General features: G+C 69.0%; 21 protein-coding genes, 2 tRNA genes and 4 pseudogenes. 12 read left to right on the top strand and 15 right to left on the bottom strand.

What is annotated here, in order from left to right:
• The first annotated feature begins 7 nt into the window (after positions 1-7).
• Positions 8-991 (top strand): class I SAM-dependent methyltransferase, encoded by a 984-nt coding sequence (locus O7608_RS02385; RefSeq protein WP_289208424.1) that lies wholly within the window; start codon positions 8-10, stop codon positions 989-991.
• Complete coding sequence (locus tag O7608_RS02380) at positions 988-1,815, top strand: 2-keto-4-pentenoate hydratase (RefSeq protein ID WP_289208423.1); 828 nt, start codon at positions 988-990, stop codon at positions 1,813-1,815. Before O7608_RS02385 ends, O7608_RS02380 begins: the two co-directional genes overlap by 4 nt.
• Before the next feature lie 40 nt (positions 1,816-1,855).
• Here the strand turns inward: O7608_RS02380 and O7608_RS02375 are convergent.
• From O7608_RS02375 to O7608_RS02365, 3 genes and pseudogenes are all read right to left on the bottom strand, one after another.
• Positions 1,856-2,188 (bottom strand): annotated as a pseudogene (locus tag O7608_RS02375) (IS701 family transposase); the annotation flags it as partial.
• Positions 2,189-2,195: 7 nt separating this feature from the next.
• A pseudogene (locus tag O7608_RS02370) lies at positions 2,196-2,576 on the bottom strand (IS1634 family transposase); the annotation flags it as partial.
• 804 nt (positions 2,577-3,380) lie between these two features.
• On the bottom strand, positions 3,381-4,565 hold the full coding sequence (locus O7608_RS02365) for a tyrosine-type recombinase/integrase (RefSeq protein ID WP_289208422.1): 1,185 nt from the start codon (positions 4,563-4,565) through the stop codon (positions 3,381-3,383).
• Between the two features lie 303 nt (positions 4,566-4,868).
• Between O7608_RS02365 and O7608_RS02360 the strand changes: the two genes are divergently transcribed.
• Both O7608_RS02360 and O7608_RS02355 read left to right on the top strand, forming a co-directional pair.
• Complete coding sequence (locus tag O7608_RS02360; protein ID WP_289208421.1) at positions 4,869-5,276, top strand: hypothetical protein; 408 nt, start codon at positions 4,869-4,871, stop codon at positions 5,274-5,276.
• Between the two features lie 284 nt (positions 5,277-5,560).
• Positions 5,561-6,744 (top strand): IS3 family transposase gene (locus O7608_RS02355; protein ID WP_421359974.1). Its coding sequence is split into 2 segments (ribosomal slippage): positions 5,561-5,816 and positions 5,816-6,744, totalling 1,185 coding nucleotides; the frame shifts between segments, so codons are not numbered across the junction.
• Here the strand turns inward: O7608_RS02355 and O7608_RS02350 are convergent.
• From O7608_RS02350 to O7608_RS02335, 4 genes are read right to left on the bottom strand one after another with little or no spacing between them, the layout of a single operon-like run.
• Positions 6,676-7,524, bottom strand: a complete 849-nt coding sequence (locus O7608_RS02350; protein ID WP_289208420.1) for a lipase family protein — start codon at positions 7,522-7,524, stop codon at positions 6,676-6,678. The genes O7608_RS02355 and O7608_RS02350 overlap by 69 nt on opposite strands.
• 8 nt (positions 7,525-7,532) lie before the next feature.
• The gene (locus O7608_RS02345) at positions 7,533-8,291 is read right to left on the bottom strand and encodes a hypothetical protein (RefSeq protein ID WP_289208419.1); all 759 of its coding nucleotides are present in this window, start codon (positions 8,289-8,291) and stop codon (positions 7,533-7,535) included.
• Positions 8,288-8,827, bottom strand: coding sequence for a hypothetical protein (locus O7608_RS02340; RefSeq protein WP_289208418.1), 540 nt, complete (start codon positions 8,825-8,827; stop codon positions 8,288-8,290). Before O7608_RS02340 ends, O7608_RS02345 begins: the two co-directional genes overlap by 4 nt.
• Complete coding sequence (locus O7608_RS02335) at positions 8,824-9,279, bottom strand: hypothetical protein (protein WP_289208417.1); 456 nt, start codon at positions 9,277-9,279, stop codon at positions 8,824-8,826. Before O7608_RS02335 ends, O7608_RS02340 begins: the two co-directional genes overlap by 4 nt.
• An 83-nt stretch (positions 9,280-9,362) precedes the next feature.
• Here O7608_RS02335 and O7608_RS02330 point away from each other — a divergent pair, with 83 nt between their 5' ends.
• The 4 genes from O7608_RS02330 to O7608_RS02315 all read left to right on the top strand — a co-directional run bounded on the left by O7608_RS02330 (position 9,363) and on the right by O7608_RS02315 (position 14,888).
• Positions 9,363-9,674, top strand: a complete 312-nt coding sequence (locus tag O7608_RS02330) for a transposase (protein ID WP_289207449.1) — start codon at positions 9,363-9,365, stop codon at positions 9,672-9,674.
• Positions 9,671-10,597 carry an IS3 family transposase gene (locus O7608_RS02325; RefSeq protein WP_289207450.1) on the top strand — a complete coding sequence of 309 codons (927 nt, stop codon included), beginning with the start codon at positions 9,671-9,673 and terminating at the stop codon, positions 10,595-10,597. The genes O7608_RS02330 and O7608_RS02325 overlap by 4 nt, the downstream gene beginning before the upstream one ends.
• A gap of 377 nt (positions 10,598-10,974) precedes the next feature.
• Positions 10,975-12,339, top strand: a complete 1,365-nt coding sequence (locus O7608_RS02320) for a helix-turn-helix domain-containing protein (protein ID WP_289208416.1) — start codon at positions 10,975-10,977, stop codon at positions 12,337-12,339.
• Positions 12,336-14,888 carry a P-loop NTPase gene (locus O7608_RS02315; protein ID WP_289208415.1) on the top strand — a complete coding sequence of 851 codons (2,553 nt, stop codon included), beginning with the start codon at positions 12,336-12,338 and terminating at the stop codon, positions 14,886-14,888. The genes O7608_RS02320 and O7608_RS02315 overlap by 4 nt, the downstream gene beginning before the upstream one ends.
• 52 nt (positions 14,889-14,940) lie before the next feature.
• On the opposite strand, the pseudogene O7608_RS31905 reads toward O7608_RS02315, so the two are convergent.
• The 4 genes and pseudogenes from O7608_RS31905 to O7608_RS02295 form a co-directional block, all read right to left on the bottom strand.
• A pseudogene (locus O7608_RS31905) lies at positions 14,941-15,072 on the bottom strand (Tn3 family transposase); the annotation flags it as partial.
• Between the two features lie 252 nt (positions 15,073-15,324).
• Positions 15,325-15,397: transfer RNA gene (locus O7608_RS02305), tRNA-Arg, on the bottom strand.
• 36 nt (positions 15,398-15,433) lie between these two features.
• Positions 15,434-15,524 (bottom strand) — tRNA-Ser (locus O7608_RS02300).
• A 118-nt stretch (positions 15,525-15,642) separates the two neighbouring features.
• Positions 15,643-16,953 carry a multidrug effflux MFS transporter gene (locus tag O7608_RS02295; RefSeq protein WP_289208414.1) on the bottom strand — a complete coding sequence of 437 codons (1,311 nt, stop codon included), beginning with the start codon at positions 16,951-16,953 and terminating at the stop codon, positions 15,643-15,645.
• Between the two features lie 490 nt (positions 16,954-17,443).
• On the opposite strand from O7608_RS02295, the gene O7608_RS02290 reads away from it, so the two are divergent.
• Positions 17,444-18,115: a S1 family peptidase gene (locus O7608_RS02290; RefSeq protein ID WP_289208413.1), complete on the top strand. Its 672-nt coding sequence runs from the start codon at positions 17,444-17,446 to the stop codon at positions 18,113-18,115.
• Positions 18,116-18,262: 147 nt separating this feature from the next.
• Here O7608_RS02290 and O7608_RS31900 read toward each other — a convergent pair.
• Positions 18,263-18,748: pseudogene (locus O7608_RS31900) on the bottom strand (adenylate/guanylate cyclase domain-containing protein); the annotation flags it as partial.
• Between the two features lie 421 nt (positions 18,749-19,169).
• On the opposite strand from O7608_RS31900, the gene O7608_RS02285 reads away from it, so the two are divergent.
• Both O7608_RS02285 and O7608_RS02280 read left to right on the top strand, forming a co-directional pair.
• Entirely contained in the window at positions 19,170-22,265 is a 3,096-nt protein-coding gene (locus tag O7608_RS02285; RefSeq protein ID WP_289208412.1) for a helix-turn-helix transcriptional regulator, read from the top strand.
• A gap of 220 nt (positions 22,266-22,485) precedes the next feature.
• The gene (locus tag O7608_RS02280; RefSeq protein ID WP_289208411.1) at positions 22,486-23,250 is read left to right on the top strand and encodes a DUF5995 family protein; all 765 of its coding nucleotides are present in this window, start codon (positions 22,486-22,488) and stop codon (positions 23,248-23,250) included.
• 86 nt (positions 23,251-23,336) lie between these two features.
• Here O7608_RS02280 and O7608_RS02275 read toward each other — a convergent pair whose 3' ends face one another.
• Positions 23,337-23,765, bottom strand: a complete 429-nt coding sequence (locus O7608_RS02275) for a winged helix-turn-helix transcriptional regulator (RefSeq protein WP_289208410.1) — start codon at positions 23,763-23,765, stop codon at positions 23,337-23,339.
• Positions 23,766-23,897: 132 nt separating this feature from the next.
• Here O7608_RS02275 and O7608_RS02270 point away from each other — a divergent pair, with 132 nt between their 5' ends.
• Positions 23,898-24,770 carry an SDR family oxidoreductase gene (locus tag O7608_RS02270; protein ID WP_289208409.1) on the top strand — a complete coding sequence of 291 codons (873 nt, stop codon included), beginning with the start codon at positions 23,898-23,900 and terminating at the stop codon, positions 24,768-24,770.
• 68 nt (positions 24,771-24,838) lie between these two features.
• On the opposite strand, the gene O7608_RS02265 is transcribed toward O7608_RS02270, so the two are convergent.
• Positions 24,839-25,735 (bottom strand): DNA adenine methylase, encoded by an 897-nt coding sequence (locus O7608_RS02265; protein WP_289208408.1) that lies wholly within the window; start codon positions 25,733-25,735, stop codon positions 24,839-24,841.
• Positions 25,686-26,168, bottom strand: coding sequence for an NUDIX domain-containing protein (locus O7608_RS02260; protein ID WP_289208407.1), 483 nt, complete (start codon positions 26,166-26,168; stop codon positions 25,686-25,688). The genes O7608_RS02265 and O7608_RS02260 overlap by 50 nt, the downstream gene beginning before the upstream one ends.
• Between the last annotated feature and the right edge of the window lie 3 nt (positions 26,169-26,171).

Here is a 26,171-nt window from a genome sequence, read left to right as displayed (position 1 = left end):
GAGAATCATGGAACGGAAAGATTCGGAAGCCGTGGCCGATGCGGCTGCGGTCGCCGCGCTGCTTCTGATCGGCGCCGAGATCGGAGCCGATCAGGTTCTGGACGCGGGCGAGCCGTTCAGCGCCGCGGACGTGGCCAAGGCCGTTGACGTCCCGGTCGCCGGCATAACCGCGTACCTGGGGGCATTGCTCGCCGCCGGCCTAATCGTCGACACCGAGGTTCCGGGCACCTTCCAGGTGGCCGCCGACTACCCCGGCCTTCGTTACCAGGCCGGGTACGTGTCCTGGGCGATGAACGCGAACGGCCCCTTCCTGGACAACGCCCGCGCGTTCCTCACGGACCCGGCCGCGGCCGCCCATGTCCACCGACGCAACGGGCGGCGGGTCGCGGTCAGCTCGCGGTGGATCGGCCAGCGCGCCTTCTACCCGCAGCTCATCGAGCAGGTGGCGGCAGCCGGGGCGCTGCAGGTGTCGGACCTCGGCGCCGGCGCCGGCGGACTGCTCATCAAGCTGCTGCAGGAGGACCCGGCCCGTACCGGCACGGCGGTCGACAGCAACGGCGCGGCCTGTGCTGCGGCGCGGCAGGCCGCCCTCGCCGCCGGGGTGCACGACCGGCTGACGGTCTTCGAGCGGCCAATCGAGTCGTTGGTCGACAACCCCGAACCGGTCGCGGGCGCGGAAGCCGTTCTCGCGAGCTATGTCATACACGACATCGTGGCCGATGACGGTATCGCCCTGGATGTCCTGGGAGCCCTGCGCGACGCGCTGGCCCCAGGCGGGATCCTCGCCGTGGCCGACGCGGTCTCCTACGCGCGGCGGCCGGAGGAGCGCAAGTTCAGCGCCCTCTTCACCTACCTGCACGCCACCTTCATGAGCGTCACCCTCCCCACCGAGCAGGAGTGGCTGGACAAGTTCGCGGCGGCTGGCTTCTCGCAGACCAAGGTCGTTCCGATCGGCCTGCCCGGCGGTCGGCTCTTCGTGGCGACCAGATGACGGCCGTCGCGCGGACGTTGCACCGCGAACTCGCCGTGGAGCTCTGGGAGGCCGCCCGAACCCGTCGGCCGGTGCCGCCGCTGTCGGTCAGGCACCCGCGACTCGACCTGGCGGACGCGTATGCGATCCAGAGCGAGACCCGGGCGCTCGAACTGGCCGGTGGGGCCCGGATCGCCGGCCTGAAGATCGGCGCCACCAGCGAGGCGATCCAGAAGATGTTCGGCATCGATCATCCTGACTTCGGCTATCTGACCGATCGCATGCTGCTGCCCGACGGCGTCGCTCTGGACGTGCGCAGGTTCATCGCACCGAAGGTCGAGGGCGAGATCGCCTTCCGGATGGCGAGGGATCTCAGCGGCCAGTCCGTCACGGCACAAGACGTTCTTGACGCGGCCACCGAGGTCTGCCCGGTCCTGGAAGTACTCGATAGCCGGATCGAGGCATGGCAGATTGGCCTGGTAGACACGGTCGCAGACAATGCGTCCTCCGCAGCGGTCGTTGTCGGCGCAGGCGTCTCGCCGGATACGGTCGACCTTGCCGCAGCGCGGATGGTGTTGCTTAGCGGCAATGCCGAGTACACGGGAAACGGTTCTGCGGTCATGGGGCATCCTGCCGAGTCGGTGGCGTGCTTGGTCCGTATCCTGGCGGGTTTTGGCAGCGGGATCAGTGCCGGTGATCTCGTGCTGGCCGGCTCGTGGTCGGCTGCGGTCGATTTGGCGGCAGGTCATGAGGTGCATGCCTCATTCGGCGTCCTGGGGTCGGTGTCCATGACGACATGTGACCGTGATGAAGCCTGCGATAGGACCGCCATTGGACAGAGGTGACAAAATGCAGCTCGTTTAGTACTCCAGCCGGGGATCGTGATCATGGCTCGGTGAGTGCTTGTCGGGCGTAGTGGCTGGTTCTGGCTCGTGCCTGGTGGCGGCGTCGGCGTATGGACCAGAGCAGCGGGTCGCGGTGGCGGCGGGTGGGTTCGATGATCAGGACGTTGAACAGGTGACGTAGTTCGTTGACGGTCAGTGCGATCAACCCGGCCGGGTCGGGGCGGCTGCGGTGTGTGGTGGCGGCGGCGAGGAAGGCGTGGGCGAGGATCGCCAGGGTCGTCCAGCGGTGCCAGGATGTCCAGCGGCGGTGTTGGTGCTGGTCCAGGCCGAGGCCGGTCTTCGCGGCCTGGAACGATTCTTCGATCCCGAGTCTTACCAAATTAGTGCGCACCTGGTTGGGCGTGGATGGTCTTGAGGGCGTGGCGGAGGTCGTCGGGTAGGGGGTCGGCTGCGGTGAGGGTGTGGTCGCCGGCCTGGATGCGGATGGTGCGGTAGCGGCGGGCGGTCCGCACGAATTTCTTGATCGACCAGCCGGTGCGGTCCTCGATCCATCTGGCGATGGCCAGGGCGGCGAACACGATCGTCAGGTGCGCCTCGATGGACTCGCGTTTGTGGTGGTAGATCGGCCGGGCCGCGAGGTCGTGCTTGGACATCCGGAACGACTTCTCGATCTGGAACAGCCGGTGGTAGGCGTCGATCACGAACCCGGCGGTGACCGGTGCCCCGTCCGGGCTGGTCGTGAGGTTGGTGACATAGCCCTTCGTGCGACGTGAGGTCGCACCGCTTCAGTAACTGCATGGTTTGGAGGTGGCGCCCTTACGGGAGCTGCATGTAGTTCGGGTCAGTGTCCATCGGCCCGTCCCCACCGTGGCGTGCGTCGTCGGCAACGACGGGGTGCGAAGCCCGCGGGAGAAGCCAAAGCGCGCGGTCAGTCTGCCGACGGCGAGCAGGCAAGGGGAAGACCTGGATGGGCGAACGCAAGTGAACCGTCGTCGACCCCTCGTTAACGTTTAGCCCCTTTGCTGGCAGGTGGCGGGGGTGGCAAGGGCCGGCCGGGGAAGGTCCGGCAGGTGGCACGAGAGAGGTAAGGGTCTCGGTGCGAGGACACCACTGCCCTCGGGGGATAGACGGCGCCCTGCCAGGTCGTATCTGAAGGGTGTGGAACACGGAAACCCCGTCACGCGCCGGTTGATCCGGTGGACGTGCCCGTAAGGGGCGTTGACGTGCGCGGCGGGAACAGGATGGCTCAAGAAGCGAATGCCAGGACGTCGAAAGGCACTGGGAAACGCGCGGCACGCGGCTGCTCCTCCAAGCAGTTGCCGTAGCGATAACCACCTGGATACCGGGCACGTTCCCGGACGGGAAACCGGGCTGACGTGAGCCAGGTGAGTTGCAGCCGTCGATCAGGCAGTTCCAGTGCAGCGCCGGGTGGTTCTTGGGCACGCGGATAACATCGTCGCGGAACACCGGGTCGAAACCCGGCCCGGCGATCAGGGCCGTCAGGATCGCGAGCCGGTCGCGGTGCTGGCGGTCTGGGCGGACCACGGTGAGCTGCGCGGCGGCGGTCACTGCTCACCCCAAACCTTGCGCAGCGCCGCGTCGAACTGCGGTGCGTGGATGTCGGTGTGCCCGTAGATCTCGTCCACCGTGGCGCTGGACGCCCACCCGCCGGCGTCGCGGGCGATCGTGAGGTTGCCGCCCGAGGCGTCCAGGACCGCGGTGGCGAAGTTGTGCCGGGCCTGGTGCGGATGCACCCGGCCGAGCCCGGCCCGCAGTCCAGCCCGGCGGAACATGCTACGCGCGCCCGCAGTCGACAGCGGCTGCCCGTACTCCTCGCCGGCGAGCTGCACCAGCAGCATGCCGTGACCTGTCGCCGCGGCGCGCGGATACTCCGTGGTCATGTACGCGAAGTAGGTGTGGACCATCTCCGGGCTGACCCGCCGGATCAGCCCACCGTGGACGACACCGTTCACCAACTCCCACGGGTGCTTCGTCTTCGCCCGGGCCTTGTTGGCGTTGGCCTCGCGGTGACAGATGTGCACATGCGCGGCGCGCGCCTGGGCGCACTCGGTGTTCTCCCGCAGGTGCAGGTCCGCCAGGTGAAGACCGCACATCTCGCCAATGCGGAACCCGCCGTCGTACAACCAGGTGACGATCATGCGGTCCCGGGCGGTGCTCACCTTCTTGAGCAGGCGACCGCGGCCGTCGTCCGGCAGCATCTTCGGATGCCGCCGGCCGCTGTGGCGCGGCGCGAGGGGATTGGCCGACATCGTCGACTTGACATGCCCCAGCAGCGCCCGGTCGCGGTCCGCCTTCGACGGCAACCGAACCCGATCCAGATCCCGGCGCAGCTCGGCGCTGCGGTGCTCGTTGCTCAGCCCGAGGTAGAACGCCTTCAGCACCGACGCCGCAGTTCCCAACGTCGCCGTGCCGTACGGGCGCTTCCCGACCCGCCACGGTTCCCCTAGCGGAATCCGGACCTCCGCGCCGACGATGCCCATGTACCGCTGGAGATCCCGTAGCCGTACCGCGGCGAGGTGTAACGCCTCCCGCTCGAGCCACCGCAGATGATCCACCAGCAGGTAGGCGTACGTCCGCTGCGTGCCCGGCTCACCGTCGTACCGGCACAGGAACCGGTCCGCCTCCTCGTGGACCGCACCCTCCGGCCACAGAATCGTCCATGACCGCCGACTGCCGGTGAGGAAGATCTCCTGGACACGTATCTGCCCGACAACCCGTCTGCGGCCCACGCACGCTCACATCCCCTACGTCCCGAACGTAGAGATCATGAAAGGTTAGTCGTGCGGAAGGATCAACAGTCCGGACACTCGCGGACGTCACGTACACCAAGAGGACGGTGGGAAAGTTCCAGCAGGGCGCAGCTCATGCGAGCCCTCCGCGGTACAGTTACCGAACGTCACCACCGAATGTGAGCCAGGGCCGTTAGTTGTACACACCCTCGGGGACATGCCGTCGTGGCGCATCCAGCCAAACAGGCCCCTGTTCCGTCCGCAGCGGCTAATATACAAGGCGTCGAGCAGTCAGGGGGCAACGTGGTTGATGAACGACCTTCATTTGCTGCTGGCGATGGTGATGACGAGTCCGTCGAAGAGGCCGCCGTTGACCCAGGTGTCCCCGAGACCGTAATGCTAGAGGCGATCAACACTGAACGCATTCGTTCCATCGTCGGGCTGATTATCGGCGGCGGTGTTATGGTGGGCGGTATCGTTGTGTTGATACTTGGGCTGAGTGCGGCAGTCGACTGGACCATCGAAGGCTTCGGTATTAGCTCGCAGATTCAGACAAGTGGCGTAGGATTGGTGGTCTCTATCATTGGCCTGCTCGCCATCGCTCTGACGCGGCCAATGCCGCCGACGAGGCGACGAAACAGGCGGCCACCCGCCGTTGTCGGACCACACCTACTGGCCGTGAGAGGAGTCCTGGCCACCAGTGGAGGTTGAGGCACCAGCGATCAAGTGTTCCAGCGCCTCCTGGTACGTCCCGATAGCGTGGTCGCTAATGGACCATCGGTTCTTGGCGTGCTCGCGGTCGCGGGCCGCGATCAGTTCCCGCTCCTCGCCGATTGACAGTCCGTAGTTCGTGGCGGTGCGCAGCCGACGCGCCGGCACGTGTGAATCCGGCGTATGCAGGTACCAGAGTTCGCCAACATGTTGAGGTGCCCCGAGGATTCCGGACAGGGAGCCAATAAGGTTACCCTGTAAGGAAAGTCGAGGGAAGAAGCGCGATGGCACGCATAAGCTCATACACCCCAGAGTTCCGTGAAGAAGCAGTGCAACTCGTTCTACAGTCGAACAAGCCAGTGTCGCAGGTTGCCCGGGAGATCGACGTTCACCCGGAGACGCTCCGTTCCTGGGTCCGCCAGTACCGGCGGGAAAACAGCGGCGCCCAGGACAGCCCACCGATCGGCGTCGACGAGCGCGCTCGACTGAAGGAACTCGAACGTCGCAACCGGGAACTCGAAATGGAGAACAGCTTCCTGAAAAAAGCCGCGGCGTACTTCGCGAAGGACCCTCGGTAACGAGCTTGTACGAGTTCATCGAGACGATGCGACTCGACACCGCGAAGTACGCCTACCCCGTCGACTTCATGTGCGAACAACTCGGCGTGTCCAGGTCCGGATACTACGAATGGCGAACCCGCCCCGACTCCGCGACCGCCACCCGCCGCGCCCACCTTCGATCGGCCATCGAGGAGGTGTTCGCCGCGTCCGACGGCACCTACGGGCATCGACGTGTCCACGCGCAACTGCGGCGCCAGGGCGTGTCCGCCGGGCCGGAACTCGTCCGCCAGCTGATGCGCGAGCTCGGGCTCGTGCCGTGCCAGCCCCGCCCGAGGCGGTGGGGTCTCACCCAGTCGTCGTCCGGCACGGTGCCTGACCTCGTCGGCCGGGAGTTCACCGCCGACGCGCCTGGCGAGAAGCTCGTCGGCGACATCACGTACATCCCGACCGGCGAGGGGTGGCTGTATCTGGCGACCGTCATCGACTGCTGCACGAAGGAAGTCATCGGATACGCGATGGACGACCACTACCAGACGCCGTTGATATCCCGCGCCATCCGTAACGCCGCCCGGAATCGCGAACTCAGGAAGAACGCCATCTTTCATTCGGACCGGGGCAGCAACTACATGTCGGACGACTACGGCAGAACGCTGCGGGATCTGAGGTTGCGGCGATCTGCTGGCCGGACCGGAACTTGTTTCGACAATGCGATGGCGGAATCGTTCTTCGGTGCGCTGAAGAACGAACGCGTGTCGCGTGTGAAGTATCCCACTCGTGAGGCGGCACGCCGGGACGTTACTGCCTACATCGAATTCTGGTACAATCGTCAGCGTCTGCATTCAGCGGTGGGCTACCGACCTCCCCGGGAAGTCCACGCAGAGTTCGAGAACCTTCAAATCGCGGCGTGAAAGAACCGGCCGAACCACTGTCCGGAAAACGCGAGGCCCCTCATGTCGCCAGGCGTAGGGCACCCATCTGCCGGTCAGCGTACCGACGGCATCCGCGACCGTCTCGACGGCCGGTGCCAGGATGTAGGCGTACCGCCCGGGCAGCCACGGCACCGGATCCCGGCCCAGTTCGAAGCGGGCCGTGGGCACGGGATAGCCCAGCAGCACGTTGAGGGTGCCCGGCATGGGTGCGCCGAAGGTATAGACCTGATCGATCCAGATCCGGCGCTGGGCGAGCAGCAAGGCGGTCAGCACCGCGATCGCCCCACCCGCGCTGTGGCCCGCCAGGATTAAACGGTCGCCCCGGCTCGCCGCCGTTCTGGCAGCCGCCGCGACGGGTTCGGTGACCCGTCGGGCCGCGTCGGCGTAGGCGGAGTGGTGGTCCTGCCGGGACAGGACCCCGAGGATGTTGTCCAGCCATCCGGCCAGCGCCTCCGCGTGGTCCTCGTCCGCCGCGCCCCGCCACCGTATCGGCAGAGATCCCCGGAAGATGATGAAACAGCACCCGTTGGCACGGAACACGACGGTGCGCCAGTGCGCGGCGGACTCCTCTACCTGGATCAGTTCGACATCCCACGGCACACCGGTGGTGTGCCGCAGCTGTTCGCCGAGATGGGCGAGATCGCGGTCGTAGACGTGCTTGCACAGGACCGCATTGGTGTGTGCCTCTTGTAGGGCCGCCAAGAGCGGCAGAGGGCGGTGCCGCGCCAGGCGCCACCCGTAGGACAGGACTCCACTCATCTCCGGCGCTACCGGAATTCGACCTGGACCCGCAGCGAAAGTTGCTGGGAGGCCGCCTTCATGGATTTGAACTCACCGTCGAAGGATGGCCCGAGTTTGCGCAGGACCGATTCGAGATTTAGTGCGCCCTGGATCTCGTTGCGCGCCTCGGCCGTGATGTCGAGCTCGAGCTGGTGTTCGCGGATTCTGTTCTGCTCGTAACCGCGCTGCCGGATCAGGTCACCGACCGCTGGGTCGTCCTGGATGCCCTGCTCGGTGGCGTAGGCTGTGGCGGCGTCAGCGTCGCCGGGGCCGCTTTCCCAGACCCATGAGGCATGCAGTGACTGCGCCACCCGACGGAGGGACGTCGAGCCCGCTGAGGTGTTTCCCGCTGCGGCCCCGGCCTGGAAGGTGACGGAGGCGGACACCTCGCCCTGGTCGGTGACTTCCCTGATTTCCTTTATCTCGAGGCGGGTCGCGCCCAGTCGTTGACAGACGTTGGCAAAAACGGTGAATTTGGCTACCGATATCCGTTCGTACGCGGCGGCGGCATCCACGTAGGACCCGCTTTCCCAGACGTTGCGGATCAGCAGGGTTCCGGGGTGGAACCGGTTCACAATGGCGCGGATCTCCGGGTCGTCATCCAGCGGTGGGCGTAGCGGGATGGCGATTACTGTGGTAAGCGGATCGATCAGCAGTTCCGGACTTACCATGCGCGCCCGATTGTAGTCGTCACGGCCGAGCAGGACGATCCGCCGCCGTCGTTCCACCGGCTTTTCCGGCATCATCTCCCCTTCCGTCGTAGCAAGCGCCGAAGCGCCCAGATCATCATGAATACGACGCATCCGATCGCGGCCAGGACCGGGCCGCCGCCCGAGAAAGGGCGGCGATGGTCCAGTCCGCCGTGGAACGCCTGGATCAAACGCCGTACGTCGACGGTCAGGCCTTCCTGTCCGAGGATCTCCACCACCTGCTCGGCGGCGGCAGGCACCCACTGCCGGTCCCGGTCCGCGACTCGCGTCACGATCGTCACCTTGACTCGACCGGATGGCCGGTCATCAGCCTCTGCCCGGCCAGAGTCTGTCCCGGCGGGACCGCTGCCTTGCGGGCCGATATCGACCTCCAGCAGGAGCCGGTCGCGATTCCACACCGTCCGACCTGTAGGAAGTCGCCGCGAGGCCCCGGTTGCGACAAGGCTGGCGAGGTCCCGATGGAGTTGTGCGCGCTCGCTCGCCCGCCCCTCCTCGATCACCTGCCCGACGCGCCAGACGAACGCCTCCCGGCCGCCGAACGACTCGGCATACACGATCTCGACAGCAGTCACTTCTTGCCCTTCTCCCAGCCGACGATGTGCTGAATGATCTGCGAGGTAAGGGTCTCGGCCTGCGCCTGCGTCTTCAGGCTGCCGACCGCGAGGCGGGTCTTCTCCGGGCCGCCGAGCCTCAGGACCAGCGGCTCGATCTGTTCGGCGATCTGCTCCCGATACTTGTCTGGATTCGAGGCGGTCAGCCGTGGGTCCTGGTCGCTGTGGGTCAGCACCAGCACGCACAGATGAGCGTGCCCGTCCTTGAGCCAGCTCCCGATCTGCCCGGTGTCGTCCTCCAGCCGGAGCCAACTGCGGGCCGGTTCGGCGTCGAGCTCGCCGGTGAGCGCCCGCGCGTCGATCAGATAGAGGACGTAACGGCTCTCCGCGGTGCGGTCCTTCCAGATGGGCCAGGCGTCACTGGTGCCGCTGACGTCGGCCAACTTGGTGAAGGTCAGGCGCAGGCCGTCCACCGTGAGTTTGGTCTTCGAGTTGAGGTCCCCCCGGTTTCACGGAGCTTCTGATCGTGGTCTGATGGCCATGGGAGGAGGCATTCGTGCCAGCACCGAAGAAGTACCCCGATGAGCTGCGTGCTCGTGCTGTCCGGTTGTATCGGGAGTCGGATCCGAAGCCGGTGATCCGTCGGCTGGCTGACCAGCTCGGCGTGCATCACGAGGCGCTGCGCAACTGGATCCGTCAGGACGAGGCCGACCAGGGTCAGCGCGGTGATCGGCCGACGACGGACATGGTTGAGGAGAACCGGCGGTTGCGGCGGGAGAACACCGAGTTGCGCAGGGCGAACGAGATCTTGAAGGCCGCGTCGGTGTATTTCGCCCAGGAGCTCGACCCGACCCGGCGTCGGTCATGAGGTTCGTTGACGAACATCGTGGCCGTTACGCGGTCGCGCTCCTGCTACGGGTCCTGAACATCACCGCGTCGACGTACTACGGCTGGCGCGACAAGACGGTCCGGCCGTGTGATCGGGCTGAGGTCGACCGGGCGTTGTTGTCCAACATCCACGAGATCTGGGTCGCGTCGGGGCACACCTATGGCGCGGACCGGGTGCATCGGCGGTTGGCGCGGGACGGTGTCCGGGTCGGCCGTAAGCGGGTGGAGCGGCTGATGGCCGGCCAGGGTTGGCAGGGGGCGTTCCTGCGACGTGGCTGGCGGGGCGGGTCCACGAAGCAGGACCCGCGGCACACTCCGGCACCGGACCTGGTCAACCGGGACTTCACCGCGTCGGCGCCGAACCGGTTGTGGGTTGCCGACGCGACCCGGATCCCGTGCGGTCAGGGTGTGTTCTGGCTGGCGGCGGTCCGGGACGCGTTCTCGAACCGGATCGTGGGGTGGAAGACCTCCGATCGGTGCGACACCGACCTGATCCTCGGCGCGTTGGAGTACGGGATCTGGTCGCGGGATGTGCGGGATCAGGAGTTGATCCACCACAGCGACAAGGGGTCGAACTATACGTCGTTCCGGTTCGGGCAACGGTTGGCGGACAACGGGATTCTGCCGTCGATGGGTTCCACTGGGGATAGTTATGACAACGCTCTGATGGAGAACTTCTTCTCGACGTTGAAGACCGAGTTGGTGTACCGGACGTCGTGGCGGACCCGCGACGAGGCCGAGAACGCGATCTTCACCTACATCGACGGGTGGTACAACCCTCGTCGGATCCAGCGTGACCTCGGCTACCTCAGCCCGGACGAGTACGAGACCGCCTGGGCGTCGACACGAATCGATCAGCCAGACTCGAACGGAACCATCCCGGCGCCGACCGGCGTCAGGTAACCACCGCTCCACGAAAGCGGGGGGACCTCAAGTAGAAGTCTGGCGCATGCGTGCGTCCGGGATCATGCTCGTCCGCCACCCACTCTCCGCGCCAGGAGTTGATGAGGGTGGTCTTTCCGGTGTATCTCGCACCCAGGACGGCGATTCGGAATTTCTTGCGCCGTAGCCGCCAAGCGACAAATGCGGAAATCACGACGCCGCCCAGCAGGATGAAAGGGATGATTTCTCCGCTCCCTTCTCATGTGGATGCCGGGGTGGCTGATCCTGGCCACGCCCTTCGGCCAGGTTCAGTATGGACACGAGCCCGGCACACGTTCCAACGTTGCCCGCTACCCTGAGGAATAGGCAACGTGAAACCGCCGAGGCCGGAGAGGGACGTGCGGACTACATCCTTTGGCGCGGAGCTGCGGCGTCTTCGCCTGGCGTCGGGCCTTTCCTTGACCGAGCTAGCCGACCGGGTCCACTACAGCAAGGGCTACCTGAGCAAGGTCGAACGGGACGACAAACCCCCGAGTGTCGCGTTGGCGCGGCGCTGCGAGACGGCGTTGGATGCCTCCGATGCCCTTACCCCGCTGGTACCCGCCCCCTCGCCAGCGCGTGCAGGTCGTCGTTCCGCCGACCCGTTTGGATATCCTGCCGGCCCAACGGTGGCTGCGGATACCGGAGGTGTTCCAACGAGTGACCACGACGACCCGCACCATCGGGTACACGCCGCAGAGAGCGACTGGGTCATCCGCCTGCGCGCCGACGGATCGGGCCACTTCCTCGCGCCGGGCCGGCTGGGCAGCGAGTTCCTTGACGACCCGGGCATGCTGGGCTGGTCGTCCCCGGTTGCGCACGCCGCCGCGCCGGCGGATCTGTCGGCCCTGTTCGCCGGCATCCGTAAGCTTGCTCGGGCGGCCAACCCGTCCGTGGTGCTGCCGATCGCACTTGCCCATCTACACACCGTCCGTGCCACCGCCTCCACTGCCGCCGACCGGGACCGGCGCCACCTGGTGCTACTCGCCTCCAGGGTCGCGGAGATGGTCGGTTGGATGACCCAGGAGGCAGGTGATGACCGGGCCGCGTTGTGGTGGACCGATCATGCGGTCGACCTGGCGCTGTCTACCGGTGATCGGGAGTTGTCCGCATACGCACTGGTACGAAGGGGTCTCATGGCGCTCTACCGTGGGAACGCGGCACAGACCATCCAACTCGCTCAACGGGCCTACCACAGCTCCGGGATGTCGCCACGGATTAGATGGCTGGCGGCGCAGCGCGAGGCGCAGGGGCAGGCGCTGGCCGGCGACCGGTCCAGTTGCCTGCGCGCGCTGGACCGCGCCTTCGCGGTTGCGGATCAGGTTTCGGTCGACGCCGCGCCGTGCGAGCAGGCCCTTGGTCCGAGCACGTCCATCAACCTGACCGATCTCGTCGCCGGTTGGTGTATGTACGACCTCGGCGCGTTGGATGAGGCGACGAAGCTGCTGGATCGGGAGGTGGCGCGGATCCCGGACACGTCGCCCCGTGCCCGGGCCCGGTTCGCCGTACGGCGGGCGCTCGCCCACGCCGCGGCTGGCAACGTCGAGCATTCATGCGCCATCATCGACGATGTGCTCGCTGATGTGATGCGCGTGAGCTCCGCGACCATACGGACCGACCTGCACGCCTTCGCCCGTACCATCAACCGCTGGCATGCGCGCGAGCCCGTGTCCGCGATCCAGCACAGACTGGTCGTCGCCTTGCGTGGGCCCAGCTACGGATGACCGTTAAGCGGCACGGCATCTTCCTCAACTTCCGGAGCAGGGACGGCGGATATCCTGCCGCGCTACTCGATGGGGAACTCACCCGGATCTTCGGCGACGAGCACGTGTTCCGCTCAAGCCGGAGCATCCCGCCCGGCGCGACGTTTCCCGAAGTTCTGCGAGCCGCGCTGGACCAGAGTTGCGTGCTGCTCGCCGTCATCGGCCCTGACTGGCTACGCCGGGGCGAGGACGGCCGGCGACTGATCGACCAGGACGGCGACTGGGTCCGAGCGGAGATCGCGACCGCGCTGAAGGCCAGGATACCGGTGATCCCGGTGCTGCTGGACGACACGCAACGTCCTGCCGCAGACGCCCTGCCTGGGGACATCGCCGGACTCGCGGACTGCCAGGCGGTGTATCTGCGCAGCCGGCACATCGATCCGGACCTGCCGTACCTGGTCGGCAAGCTCTGGCAGGTGGCGCCGGCACTCACCGCACACCGTGTGTTCACGCCACCACCCGGCCCGGACGAGGAGGAGCCGCCCAGCGTGCTGTTACGGCCGGAGCGAGCGGCTGTGCCGTTCCACGGGCGGGTCGACGAGCTGAGGCGGTTGCACAGCTGGGCCACCACGGGAACTGACACCGCCGTCTGCCTGGTCACCGGCCCCGCCGGCCAAGGCAAGAGCCGGCTGGCACGGCAGTTCGCGGAGTCGATGAGTCGGGCGGGCTGGGTGGCCGGCTTCCTGCATCCCGCCGCTGACGACGAGGACGTGCGACGCCTGCGTGAACTACACGGCCGTCTGCTGATCGTCGTGGACAACGCCGAGGGCGAGGCCGTTCGGGTGGGTTCCATGCTGGCCGCCCTGGCCGGCCGTGCCCCGCGGTCGTCGAGCACACGCGTGCTGATGGTGGCAAGATCGCCCGGACTGTGGCTGGAGACGCTGTCGTATGCCGAGCAGGGCCCGGTCACCCTGTCTGAGGTCGAGACGATCACGCTGGGCCCACCGGAGGCGCTCACCCGAGATCCCCGCCAGGAACTCCGGCGCGCGCTCCTGGCCCTCGCCGCCCACCTGCAGGTACCTGAATCCGAGGCACTAAGGATCTGGAACGCCACGCACCAGAACGTCCTCGCCCAAGCCGAGAGCATGCTCGCGCTCCACACCACCGCGTTGAACGGCCTGCTCGACAACGTGTACCCGATCCGGTCCCTTGGCGACGGTGGGCCGAGCACATCCCGAGCGGATCGCGACACGGTCCGCCATATGCTGGCACACGAGCGCCGCTACTGGCGTCGTAGCGCGCAGCCCTTCGAACTTCCCGACCCATACATCGACCGCCTCGACGCCGTGGTCTGCGCGGCGACCCTGTTCGGGGGCGAGCACCCAGACGAGGCAGAGGCGGTCCTCGCGGCCCTGCCTACCATGCGTGGTGAGCGCGGCCATGTCATTGACCGTTACCTGCGCTGGGTAAGGCACATGCAGCCACCCGCAGGCGGGGCGGAAGGTCAGATCGCGCCCAGTGCCCTGCGTCCCGACCTGGTCGGCGAGGAACTTGTCGCGATGGTGCTTGCGAGCCAGCCCGGCCTGGCAACGCCCGCCTGGCCGCTGCTCTCCCCAACCCAGGCGTTGCGGACGTTGCTGGTTCTCGGCCGTGCCGCGCCACGTCATCCGCACCTGCTTCGGTACGTAACCGAGTTCCTGAGCACCGACGCGGCCGGACTGGCATCGGTCGGCATGTGGGTCGCCGATCAACTCGACCAGCCCATGTTGCGGGCCGCAGTCGTCGAGACAGTGCTCCGAGCCGGAGATCCCGACACCGCCGCTTTCCTCAACGGGCGCTGGCCCTTCTCCGCCGGCCACCCCACCGATTCCCGCCTGCTCGACCTAGCCGCCACTGCCGGCCCGGCGGCCCGGGCCGACCAGACCGCGCGCATCGCCACTGACAGGTTGCGCGGTCTGGTACGCCGGGCGGCGCAGGGTGGAGCTCGGGACGTCCTGCCCGAGGCCGCCGAGCTCGTCGAACAGCTTCGGCACTGCTCCGAGCCTGGCGATCTCGCGTCGCGCCGAGCACTCGGCCACGCCGTGTCGGTCTGGGGCGACTGCCTGCTCCTCACCGGGGCCCGCGAGTCGGCTGTCACGGCGATCCAAGAGGCGGTCTCCATCCGACGCGAACTCAGCCGGCGGCACCCCTTGCCCGGCCCCGGGTATCCCACCCCGACCGGGGCGAGTGGGCTGTCGCCCCGCACCGGAGCGGGATGGGTCGCGCGGCTACTGGCCGAGGATCTCGCCCAGTCTGTGTGGTCGCTGGGCCACGCCTGGTCTGCCGTGAACCGCTACGAGGAAGCTGCTCAGGCATTTGCAGAAACCAGCCAGTTGTACAACACCCTGATGCTCGCGATCCTATATGTCACAGCCGAGTGCAACAGCATCAGCGCCACTGCCGCGATGCTGCGGCACCGCCACACCCTACTCAGCTTCGCCCTGAGGCCCGATGCCCTGGAATCGGTCCCCCTGCCCCGCCCCGACTGGGCCGGACCCGGTCGCGATCAGCCCTCGGCAGGGGGAGGGTGAACTGCCTTCGGTGTCGAGCCGGGCGAGCTTGCCGTCGATGTCGACGATTGATCTCCTGCTCGTGGCGCCGACGCCGCAGCCAACCCTCGCCGGCGTACCCGAGGGGGCGACGCAGGGCGTGCAGGTTTTCGCCCTTGTTGAGCTGTCGGACGATCCGCCGGCGGTAGGTTTCGTCGGCTGCGCCTCCAGCACCGCGAATCCGGTCGGGGAGAGCAGCACCTCACCATGGAAGCGCGTCCCACTATCTGGATTTTCGGCCCGGCGCGGGTAACCATGATCAAAACCCATCGGGACAGGACGGGTCGCCGCTGGACGGGCCGGGACGTGAGGGATGCTCGTCGTACGAGCACCCACCGAGCACCCAACCGACCACAGGGGATGGAAAAGCGAAGGGGCCTGGCTGCCGTTTCGGCAGGTCAGGTCCCTGTTGATCTTGCGCGCCCGAAGGGACTCGAACCCCTAACCTTCTGATCCGTAGTCAGATGCTCTATCCGTTGAGCTACGGGCGCAGGCTGCCCGGCAAGCATACACACCCTGCCGAAGCGCGGAGACTCCGGGATTCGAACCCGGGAGGGGCGGTAAGACCCCAACCGCATTAGCAGTGCGGCGCCATAGACCAGACTAGGCGAAGTCTCCTCGGCGGCCGCTGCAGACCACCGCCGACCGAGGATACAGGGCGGGGTGCTGCCGGGGCAAAGCACCCTGCCCCGGGTCGTATCGCCCGAGGGATCCCGGGATGCGACTCAGGGATCGGTCAGTGCGCCGCCAGCGGGATCGACCCCTTCCGGTCCGGGACCGGCAACCTGCCCGGCCGTACGACGACCACCAGCACGACGACCGCAGCCAGCATGCCGCCGGCGATCACCGTCGCCATCGCGCTGCTGCCCGTGCCGAGCATGCCCACGGCCGGTGCGGCGAGTGCGCCGACCCCGAACTGTACGGCGCCGAGCAGCGCGGAGGCGGTGCCGGCGGCTTCGCCGTGGCCCGCGAGGGCCAGGGCCGGTGCGTTCGGCAGGGCGAAGCCGGTGGCGGCGAGCACGGCCCAGAGCGGGATCAGCACCCCGGCGAGTCCGCCGAAATTGGTGACGGCGAAGCCGAGGAGCACGATGCCGCACGTCAGGGCGGCGATCAGGGAGGTCAGCAGGATCTGCTGCGGGGAGTAGCGGCGCAGGAGTCGGACGTTCAGTTGGGTTGCGGTGATCATGCCGATCGCGCCGGCCCCGAAGGCGATGCCGAACTGCTGCTCGTCCAGCCCGTACTGGTCCTGCAGCACGAACGACGAGCCGGCGACGTACGCGAAAAGTGCCGCCATGGCGAAGCCGGCGACCAGCACGAGGCCGACGAAGACCCGGTCGCGCAGCAGGCTGCCGTACACGCGCAGGGTGTCCAGCACCCGCGCTGGGCGACGGTGGTGCGGCGGGAGCGTCTCCGGCAGGCCGAACATGGTCACCGCGAACAGCGCGACCCCCAGTACGGCGAGCGCGGCGAACACCCCGCGCCACTGGGTCCAGTTCAGCAGGGCGCTGCCGAGCGTGGGCGCGAGCACCGGCGCCACCCCCATCACCAGCAGCAGCCGGGACAACACCCGGGCGAACGCGATGCCGGTGAACAGGTCACGGACGACCGCCATCGCGATCACCGACGCTGCTGCGGCGCCGAAGCCCTGCACCACCCGGAGGCCGCCGAGCACCGCGATGTTGGGCGCTACGACGCAGAGTACCGACGCGAGTACGTGTAGTGCGGTTCCGGCGAGCAACGGTCGCCGCCGGCCCCACACGTCGGAGAGCGGGCCAATGATGAGCTGCCCGACGGCGAGTCCGGCAAGGGTGCCGGTCAGGGTCAACTGGACCCCGGCGGCGGTCGTCTGGAGGTCGTCACCGATCGCCGGCAGCGCGGGCAGGTACATGTCGATCGTCAGCGGGCCGACCGCGATGAGCGTGCCGAGCACCAGGATCAACCGGACCCGTTGCCACGTGGTGAGCAGCTCACCTGGGGTCGGCCCCGCCGCAGGAGTCGACGCGGTGGCGGGAGCCGGCGCGTCCGGGCGTTGGGCGAGCGCTGTCATGGTGCCTCTTCCGCGAGGGGCGCGTCGTCGCGCGCGTGCCGGTGCGGGCCGACCGGCCCGGGTACGTACGGGTGCTGCGGGACTGCCGCGCAGCACCCGGTGTCAAGGTGGCCGACCTGCCCGGCATTCCCGATGCGTCCAACGGTGTGACGGGTCACAACGCGGTGCGTACCGCTGGCTGGCGGAGTGCGGGCCCTGCCGGGCCGCACGGCTGCCGCAACGCGATCATAGGCGACAATACATATTGCCGACGTCATATCATCTACGTGCGCCAGGTGATTGTCGCACGCTATCAGAAATAATTGTCACTGATGCTTGTTCGTGAAACCTGTTGCCCCTAGCCTCTGGCCTCACCAGCGTGCGATCGGCGCGCTGGCGTGGCACCTGCCCGGTGCCGCACACCACGGGCGTTCCTGCGGCGTGACCCGCAGCAGGACGCCTCGGCCCGGCCGACCCGGAAACGGGTTCACCCCTCGGTAAGGAGCCAGACTTGCGTATCCGACTCACCTTGGCGATCGCCGCGACAGCTCTCGTCGGCGTATTCGTCGCGCCGTCCGCAGCGGCTGCGGCGCCAGAGCCGATCATTGGCGGCAGTACCGTTTCCTCGGCGCCCTGGGCGGCGGCCGTTTTCCAGAACGGCTCGTTTGCCTGCTCGGGCTCGATCATCGCGCCGCGCTGGGTGCTGACCGCGCGGCACTGCATCGGCGGCACGATGTCCGTACGGGTGGGCAGTGTCTACCGTTCCTCCGGCGGCACGACCCGCTCGGTCAGTGCCACGTACAGCCGCTACGACCTCGGCCTGCTCTACCTGAGCTCGTCGGTCTCCACCACCTACGTCACGCTGGCTTCGAGCAACCCGCCGGTCGGATCGACGAACACGATCTTCGGCTGGGGTCGGACCTGCAGCACCTGCGACGCGTCGCCGCAGCTCAAGACCGCGTCGGTCCGGACCACCACGAACGGCGCCAGTGACGCGTACGGCGGCCCGGCGATCCGCAGCACCGGGGTCAACGGCGTCGCCTGGCGGGGCGATTCCGGCGGTCCGCAGTTCTACAACGGACAGCAGGTCGGCGTCTGCTCGACGGGCAACGGTTCGACCTACCAGAACTACGGATCGGTTGCCGCCAGCCGAAGCTGGATCGCCTCGGTGGCCGGTGTCTGAGTAGCTGTCGGCGCGGGCGGGGCGACCCGTCCGGCCCGGGTGCGGGGTGCCGGTCGGCACCCCGCACAGCGGTTGCCACACCTCGACGGGCTCGTCCCGGCCGGCTATCGACATCGGGGCCAGCCGTCGGAAGGTCATCCGGGCCCGGATCAGGCGGTAGGTGCCGCCGGCAACGGCCACCGTGCCGGGTGCGGTGTGTGCCTGGAGCCGGGCCGCGATGTTGATCACGTCACCAGTGAGGAAACCGACGCCGCCGTCGACCGCCTCGGCCGGGTCGACGACGGCGGTGCCGGTGGCCACACCGACCCGCAGCGTCGGCCGTACGCCGTGCGGGAACTCGGTACGCCGTACCGCCTCGGCCAGTTCGGTGGCGGCCCGGACCGCCCGGAGGGCAGCTTCGCCCGCAGCGCCGGTCGGGTCTGCCTCATCGGCGGGGCCGTCCGCACCGCCAGGGTCGCCGACACCGGGTTCGCTCCCGGTGCCGAAGACGGCCATCACCGCGTCGCCGATGTACTTCTCCACGATGCCGGCGTGGCGGTGGATCACCGACCGCACCGCGTGGAAGTAGCGGAGCTGTATCTGACGGACGTCCTCAGGGTCGAGCCGGGCGGACAGCCTGGTGAAGCCGACCATGTCGACGAAGAGGACAGTGACGGTGCGTCGCTGGGTACACACGGTTGGTCCGATCCACCCGGTCGGCGGTACACGTCGCCGACCGCAGTCGGCACAGTAGCGGTGGGTGGACCGGTCCGAAGCAGTGCAGCTCGGGCAGTTCGGGCCCATGGCGGTGGGCCGCTGGTGTTCGCCGGAGGGACAGCGGTGGGCATCGGCGACGACCCGCACGGTGGCGAGTCCGGCGCGACGGCTGGGGTTGCGACGGAGCGTCCTCATGATCGCCTCCTGCGCGGTGATGGTGCTTCGGTCCGCTCCGAGGTGGACGTGATCCGGTCCGTGCGGACCGACGTATGGAACGGATGGCTGAAACGGTCCCAGCACGGCGCAGCCCTAGGATCTGTAGAACGACGTATGTCAGATACTCCCACCCTTTATGTCGGTGATCGGATTGACACAGTCACGCGAAGCCAGCTCGCTGGCCTGGGGCGCCGACGATGTTCCCTTCGTCGGGCGCCGGGATCAGCTGCGGGTGCTGCACGAGTCGTTACGTAGGGTCGAGCGGGGGGACACGGCCGCAGTCTTCGTCATGGGCGAGAGCGGCATCGGCAAGACGCGGCTGCTCAGTGCGGCCAGCGACCGGTTGCGGACCGCCGGTGCACTGGTCCTTACCGGCGCATGTCTGGACATTGGGGATTCATCGCCATTGCATCCGCTGCGCCAGGCGTTGCGACGTTACCGTCCGGAGCCGGGCCACTCCGGTGCCGTCGCCAGCGCCGCCGCCCGCGACCTGCTCGCGGTGCTCGACGGTGACGCCCGCGACCCCGACGGGGCCGGTGCGGTGCTGGAGCGGGTCTCCCGCGGGCTGGGTGGCGTCGCCGCCGGACGCACCCTGGTCCTCGCCGTCGACGATCTGCAGTGGGCCGACCTGACCACCCGGCACCTGCTGCTGTACCTGATCGCCGGGTTGAGCGACGTACGGCTGCTGCTGCTCGCCGCCGCCCGCTCCGAGACGCTGCAGGCCGACGACCCGATCCGTCGGATGGTCCTGGAACTCCGCCGCTCCCGGGCTCGCTCCGGGGCGGTGCACGTGCTGGAGCTGACCCCGCTGGACCGGGCCGAGACCGCCGAACTGGTGGCCGAGGTGGTCGGCGGCCCACCCGACCCCGAGCTCGCCGAGTCGGTGTGGCGGCGCAGCGGCGGTGTGCCGTTCGTGGCCGAGGAGCTGGCCCGCGACGCCCGCGACGGCCGGGTCGGGCTCTCCGAGACGCTGCGGGAGATCACCCTGGCCCACGTGGACGCGCTGCCCGCCGACGCGCAGCTGGTGTCCCACGCCGTCGCAGCCGGTGTGGAGCCGGTCGCGCACGACCTGCTGGCCGGGGTGGTGCAGTTGGCCGAGGACCGGTTGCTGCAGGCGGTACGGGACGCGGTCGGCCAGCGGGTGCTGCTGTCCGAGCCGGACGGCTACCGGTTCCGCTATCCGCTGATCAGGGAGGTGCTGCAACCCCGGCTGCTGCCGGGTGAGCGGACCCGCTGGCACCGCCGGTACGCCGAGACCCTCGCCGCCGTACCCTCCGGTGACCTGCAGCACGCCCGGTTGGCGTACCACTGGCGGGAGGCCGGCGAGACGACGCGGGCGTTGCCGGCGGTGGTCGCCGCGGCCGAGGAGGCCGAGCGGCTGTACGGCTTCGCCGAGGCGTTCGAGCACTGGGCCAGCGCGGTGGACCTGGCCAACCAGGTGCCGCCCGCCTGGCTGATGGAGTTCGACGTGACCACGCTGGGGCGTCGGGCGGCGGAGGCGGCGCACCGCAGCGGGGAGCACGAGCGCGCCCTGGCGTTGCTGGAGCAGTTGGCGACCAACCTGTTCGGTCCGCCGCCGTCCTGGCTGTACACGTTGCGGGCCCGGTACCTCACGGCGGTCGGGCAGCTGGCCGCCGCCGAGCGCGAGTACGACCGGACGCTCGCCGCCGCCGACGTCGCCCCGAGTGAACGGGTCGCCGCCGCCGCGCACTCGGCCGACCTGCTGCTGCAGCTGTGCCGGTACGCCGACGCCGGTCGGCGCGCCCGTGAGGCCCTCGACCTGGCCGCCGGGGTGCCCGACGCCGCCTCGGCGATGGTGCTGGCCGGGGTGACTCTGGGCTACAGCCAGGCGTACCTCAACGACCCGGCGGCCGGCAAGGAGGCGGTCCGCGAGGCCCGGCGTACCGCCGAGTCGTTCGGCGGCCCGGAGGACGTCGCCGTCGCCGACCTGCAGCTGGCCGAGTTGCTCAGCGGCCCGTTGAACGAGCTGGAGGACGGCGTCGCGGTGGCCCGCCAGGGTGCCGAGCGGGCCGAACGGGTGGGGTTGGCCCGTACGTACGGCACCCGGCTGCTGTCGGTCGCGGCGAACGGTCTGTTCCGGCTGGGCCGGTGGGCCGAGGCCGAGGAGCTGATCGCCGCTGCCCTGCGGCACCGCCCGTCCGGCGCGGACGCGGTCGAGCTGCTGCTCGCCCGCTGCCGGATCCATGTCGGCTTCGGGCGGCTCGACGGCGCCGAGGCCGATCTGGAGGCGATCGAGACGCTGCTCGCCGCCGGTGGTGGGGTCCGGTACATGCTGCCGCTGCTGACGCTGCGGGCCGGGCTGGCGATGTGGCGTGGCCGGCACCGGGAGGCCCGGGACGCGGTCGGGCAGGGGATCGACCTGGCGGAGAGCCGATCCGACGACGTCTGGCTGCAGGCGCCGCTGGTCTGGCACGGGCTGCGGGCGGAGGCGGAGGCCCGGTCGGCCGGCGCGCCGCCCTGCCCGAAGGTGGTGCAGCGGCTGGTCGGGGTGGTCGAGCGGATGGAGCGCAGCAGCACCACGGACACCGCTGCTCCGGTACGGGACGCGGTGATCGGCTACCGGGAGCTGTGCGCGGCGGAGATCAGCCGCATCGACGGACGGTCCGATCCGGCGCTGTGGGACCGGGCCGCGCAGGTGTGGGAGCGGCGTAGCCACCCGTACCCGGCGGCGTACGCCCGGCTGCGGCAGGCGGAGGCGCTGTACGCGATCCGTACCCGTAACGCCGAGGCGACCCGGGCGCTGCAGTCGGCGTACCGGACCGCCCGGCGGCTCGGTGCCCGGCCGTTCACCGAGGAGATCCAGGCGTTGGCGAAGCGGGCCCGGATCGCCCTGCACCCCGGGGAGTCCGAGCCGATGCCCGAGGTGGACAGTCAGGAGCCGGTCACCCTACGGGCCGGGTTGACCAGCCCGCCCAGCGTCGGTGACCGGGTGGCCCGCGCGCTGGGCAACGAGCGTTCCGGCCGGTCGTCGGTGACCGAGCGGACCAGCCGGACCCTGTCGCCGCGTACGGCGGACGAGTTGGCGGTGCTGACCGACCGGGAACGGCAGGTGCTGGAGCTGGTGGCGGAGGGGCGGACCAACCGGGCCACCGCCGAGGCGCTGTTCATCAGTGAACGCACGGTGGGCGTACATGTGTCGAACATTCTGAACAAGCTGCAGGTCAAGACGCGGGTCGAGGCAACCCGGGTGTTCATGCGCAATCAGCCACGTGCCTGAAACCCGACTGTAGACCTGCCAGTCCGGCTGACGGCGGACACCGACCGGCCGGCCGGACCCGGCCGGTCGACGGTGTCTGCCGGGCGACCGCGTCGGTGTCTGCCGGGTTCGGCCAGTGCACACCCGTCGTTGCGCGGATACCTGCGACTTGGCAGGCCCTGCCACTGTAGGGATCGACTGTCTCGAAAGAACAGGGGCCACTGCAGACTGGAGGTGTCCGATGCCGGAACTTCGCTGGGGTCACGTGCACGACCAGATCATGGAGATTCTCTGCCATCGGCCGACCGACGTCGCCGGCGTGGTCGAGGATCTGGCCGCGCTGCAACTGCTGCTGACCGAGGCCACGCCGGACGACCCGGAGAACCCGGTCGCCGACTTCAACCATCTCTACTGGGTCATCACCCGGACCATTCAGGAGCGACTCGAGGCGGGCGCGTTCGCCGACCCGGAGTTCCTCACCCTGCTGGACATCGAGTTCGCCGAGCGCTACTTCGAGGCGTTGCGCTGCTGGGGCAACCGGGCCGACACCCCGGCGGCCTGGCAGGTCCTGTTCCGTCGGCTGCGGGACGAGAGCGTACGGTCGTTGCCGTCGGCGGCCGCCGGGGTGAACGCTCACATCAACTACGACCTGCCGTTCGCGTTGCTGAACACCTGGGCGAAGTTGGGGTCGGGGCCGGAGAACGACGCCCAGCACCGCGACTACCTGTACATCAACGAGATCTTCTTCGACCGGATCCCCGAGCTGCGGCGTAGCTATCTGAGCACCTGGCAGATCTGCATCGACCGGCTGAACGGACGCATCGACGACTGGTACCAGAACCGGTTGGTCGAGTTCACCCGGGACATCGCCTGGCGTGACGCCGCGCGGATGTGGACGCTGCGCGACGATGCGGCGGCGATGGAGAGCGAGCGGATCCGGCTGGACCGGCACACCGCGTTCCTGGGTTGGGCGTTGCTGTCCCCGGTCGGCAGCCTGCTGCAGTAACCGGTCGGCAGCCTGTTGCGGTAGCGGGTCGGCAGCCTGCTGCGGTGACCGGCCGCCGGGCTGAGAACGGCCGCCGGCTGAGACCCTCAGCTGGCGGCGTCGAACCGGGCGCGGGCCGCGAGTACGGTCGGCATCGCGCCTTCCACGAGCTCGATCAGCCCCATCAGAGCGGTCGCGACGGACTGCCCGAGCGGGGTGAGGCTGTACTCGACGCGCGGCGGGATGGTGGCCTGGACGTCACGGTTGACCATCCCGTCGCGCTCCAGCGCCTGCAGGGTCTGGGCCAGCATCTTCTCGCTGATGCCATCGACCCGGCGGCGCAGCGCGTTGAAGCGGTAGTTGCCGTCCAGCAGTGCGACGAGCGCCAGGATGCCCCATTTGCTGGAAACGTGCTCCAGGGTCTCCCGGGACGGGCAGGCCCGCGCGAACACGTCGGCGATCAGTTGCGCCATCGGGTCGTCGGTGGTGGCCCCGACGTGGTCGGGGTGCGGCGTGGTCGGGGACCGGGTGGCCATGGACCCAGGTTAACCCCGATCGGGTACGAAGTCAGTGACAGCGCTCACCGATAGGTTGCACTTTCGAAAAGTTAGTGCACTCTTGTGGGTGGCGGCCCGCCGGGTCGCCACCCACAAGACCCAGGAGCAGACATGATCACTGTCACCGGCGCATCCGGCCATCTCGGTCGTCTCGTCGTCACCGACCTGCTGGACCGCGGCGTACCGGCCGGCGAGATCGTCGCCGTCGTCCGCGACCCGGCCAAGGCCGCCGACCTCGCCGCCCGGGGCGTGCAGGTCCGGGTCGGCGACTACGACCGACCGGAGACCCTCGGCCCGGCCCTCGCCGGCACCCGTCGGCTGCTGCTGGTCTCCGGCAGCGAGGTCGGCAAGCGGGTACCGCAGCACCGCAACGTGATCGACGCCGCCACCTCGGCCGGGGTCGAGCTGATCGTCTACACGAGCATCCTGCGCGCCGACACCAGCAGCGTCCCGCTGGCCGCCGAGCACCTCGCCACCGAGGAGCTGGTCCGCGCCAGTGGGCTGCCGTTCGTCCTGCTCCGCAACGGTTGGTACCTGGAGAACTACACCGAAGCGGCACTGCCGCAGGCGCTGGCCACCGGCAGTGTCTTCGGGTCCGCCGGCGACGGCCGGGTGGCCGCGGCGACCCGCGCCGACTTCGCCGCCGCCGCAGCCGCGGTGCTGACCGATCCGGCCGCCGCCGACCCGGCCGGGGTCGTGTACGAACTCGGCGGCGACCACCCGTTCACCCTCGCCGAACTGGCTGCCGAGATCAGCCAGGCCAGCGGACGTCCGGTCGACTACCAGGACTTGCCTGAGGACGTGTACGCCAAGGCGCTGACCGACGCGGGCGTGCCGGCGGAGTTCGCCGCCGTGCTGGCCGCCTCCGACGTCGGGATCAGCCAGGGCGACCTGACCACCGACAGCGGTGACCTGCGCCGACTCATCGGCCGGCCCACCACCACCCTCGCGTCGGCGGTCCGGGCCGCCGTCGCCGCCGGGTAGGTGGACAGCGGGACCCGCACCCCGCCAGACGGGCGACCGCTGGTCACAGCCGCCGGGCAGGCGGAACGTCAGCCCGGCGGCCCGACCGGCACCGGCAGCTCGTAGTTGGTGATCAGCAGGTCCCAGCTGCGCCGGTTGGCCGCCTGCAGGTTGATGTCCCGGCGGGTGGCCATCCGGGCGATCGAGAAGTCCGGGCCGAACAGATCCCGGACGAACGGGGTGTCGCTGTTGGTCAGCGTCAACCAGACACCGCGTCCGGCGGCCCGTACCATCGCGTCCCGCAGCCGGACGTGGTCGTGCGGGCCGAACTGCGCCGAGGTGTACCGCTTGAAGTCGGCCCAACCACCGAGCGGCACGTACGGCGGGTCCAGGTACACCCAGTCGCCGGCCTGTGCCGCGTCGAGCTCGTCGACGAAGTCGCCCGTACGCAGCTCGGCCCGGCGCAGCGTGCGGGCGGCGTCGAGCAGCACCCGCCGGTCGTAGTACGGCCGGTCGTAGGCGCCGTACGGCGTGTTGAACTCGCCTCGTCGGTTGACCCGCCACAGCCCCCGGAACGCGGTCTTGTTCAGATAGACGACCCGGACCGCGCGTTCCAGGTCGGAGCAGTCGGCGGGCGACCGGCGGCGCATCGCCGCGAAGTGCTCGGCGGTGTTGGGCTGCTCGTCGAGCAGTCGCATCACCGCCGCCGGGTCGGCGGCCACCACCTGGAAGCAGACGATCAGCTCCGGGTTGGCGTCGCTGAGCACCGCCCGTTCGGGTGCCAGCTCGAAGAAGACCGCGCCGCTACCCAGGAACGGCTCCCGGTAGGTGCCGGTGAACGGCGGCGCGGCGCTGACGATGGTCGCCGCGTACCGCGTCTTGCCGCCCGCCCACTTGAGGAACGACCTGCCCGTCGGCCTACCCGTCCCCGTCGACCTACCCGTCGGCCCGGTGGAGCGCGCGGAACTGGCGTCGGTCCGGATCATGCGGCGAATCGTACGCGGCGCCGGTGGCACCCCAGGCGTAGTGCGGCGAGGCCAGGAACTCGGCGAGCAGGCTGGCCGAGCCGGGCGACAGCGGGCGGCCGTCGACGATCTGGGCCGGCTGCAGGAACGTCATGGCCGCGCCCTCGCCGAGCACGACGTCGCGCTGGCGGGCCCGGGTGGTGCCGAAGAAGTAGTGCGCCGTCCGGTCGTCGGCCAGCTCCCGGCGGCAGAACAACCGCAGCCCGTGCTCGGGCCGCAGGCCGGTCTCCTCCCACAGCTCCCGCAGCGCGGTCTGCTCGGGCGTCTCGCCGGGCTCGCAGTGCCCGCCGGGCACGCACCAGGTGTGCGGATGGCTGGGTGCCCGGCCGTCGCGCAGTTGCAGCAGGACGGCACCCGCCGGATCGACCAGCAGCACCGCGGCGACGTCGTTCACCCA

It is taken from the genome of Solwaraspora sp. WMMA2056 (assembly GCF_030345095.1).
Taxonomy (GTDB): Bacteria; Actinomycetota; Actinomycetes; order Mycobacteriales; family Micromonosporaceae; genus Micromonospora_E.
Note: the sequence above shows the minus strand (reverse complement) of the source record. Positions and strands in the feature narration are given on the sequence as shown.

Coding starts and splice junctions, on each gene's coding strand:
- O7608_RS02295 (WP_289208414.1), bottom strand. CDS start 16,953: ATGACAGCGCTCGCCCAACGCCCGGACGCGCCGGCTCCCGCCACCGCG.
- O7608_RS02315 (WP_289208415.1), top strand. CDS start 12,336: ATGACCGTTAAGCGGCACGGCATCTTCCTCAACTTCCGGAGCAGGGAC.
- O7608_RS02280 (WP_289208411.1), top strand. CDS start 22,486: ATGCCGGAACTTCGCTGGGGTCACGTGCACGACCAGATCATGGAGATT.
- O7608_RS02270 (WP_289208409.1), top strand. CDS start 23,898: ATGATCACTGTCACCGGCGCATCCGGCCATCTCGGTCGTCTCGTCGTC.
- O7608_RS02385 (WP_289208424.1), top strand. CDS start 8: ATGGAACGGAAAGATTCGGAAGCCGTGGCCGATGCGGCTGCGGTCGCC.
- O7608_RS02350 (WP_289208420.1), bottom strand. CDS start 7,524: ATGAGTGGAGTCCTGTCCTACGGGTGGCGCCTGGCGCGGCACCGCCCT.
- O7608_RS02380 (WP_289208423.1), top strand. CDS start 988: ATGACGGCCGTCGCGCGGACGTTGCACCGCGAACTCGCCGTGGAGCTC.
- O7608_RS02345 (WP_289208419.1), bottom strand. CDS start 8,291: ATGATGCCGGAAAAGCCGGTGGAACGACGGCGGCGGATCGTCCTGCTC.
- O7608_RS02325 (WP_289207450.1), top strand. CDS start 9,671: ATGAGGTTCGTTGACGAACATCGTGGCCGTTACGCGGTCGCGCTCCTG.
- O7608_RS02265 (WP_289208408.1), bottom strand. CDS start 25,735: ATGATCCGGACCGACGCCAGTTCCGCGCGCTCCACCGGGCCGACGGGT.
- O7608_RS02275 (WP_289208410.1), bottom strand. CDS start 23,765: ATGGCCACCCGGTCCCCGACCACGCCGCACCCCGACCACGTCGGGGCC.